The following is a 676-nucleotide window of genomic DNA, read 5'->3' on the forward strand; positions in this document are numbered from 1 at the left end:
CCCAGTTGCGGTTAGTGAGTTCTCTTACATTTGCTTTAAATTTCTTTAGCGCCTGTTCGTGAATTTGCACTTGACCGTAACGAAAGGTAAACCCGAGAAATTTCGAGCCTGTTACTGGACCGACTCGGCTTTTCGATTCGTTCACTTTGAGCTTTAATCGCTTAGTGATGAACGCAGTAATTTCCCGTTGGATTATTAGTCCTTCGCTTTTGGTTTTTACTAAAATGATTATGTCATCAGCGTAACGTGCAAACTTAAGGTGTTTATAGGTTAGCTTCTTATCTAATTCATCGAGTAAAATATTGGAAAGTAAAGGGGATAATGGCCCACCTTGAGGGACGCCTTTGGTTGACTCAAACCACAGACCTGTTTCGCGCTCTGCTACTCACGCTCGTAGATACTTACCGAGTAGGCGCATGAGTGCTTTGTCTTTGATTTTACGACCAACACGATTCATCAGCATGTCATGGTCTACTTCATCAAAGAACTTAGACAAGTCAATATCAACCGCTGTTTTATAACCTTGTTTAACACAAGATTGAACATGGCTCACTGCTTGACTGGCTCTTTTATGAGGGCGATAACCATAACTATGTGGTGAAAATTGAGGCTCAAAATAAGGGCTAATCACTTGAGCAATGGCTTGTTGGATCACTCTGTCGATAACAGCAGGGAT

At 41.7% G+C, this 676-nt stretch carries 1 pseudogene; it reads right to left on the bottom strand.

Features of this window, described 5'->3' with window-relative positions:
* A pseudogene (locus HJP15_RS21600) lies at positions 1-676 on the bottom strand (reverse transcriptase domain-containing protein); the annotation flags it as partial.

It is taken from the genome of Pseudoalteromonas sp. NEC-BIFX-2020_002, assembly GCF_013002825.1.
In the GTDB taxonomy this organism is placed as follows: Bacteria; Pseudomonadota; Gammaproteobacteria; order Enterobacterales; family Alteromonadaceae; genus Pseudoalteromonas; species Pseudoalteromonas neustonica.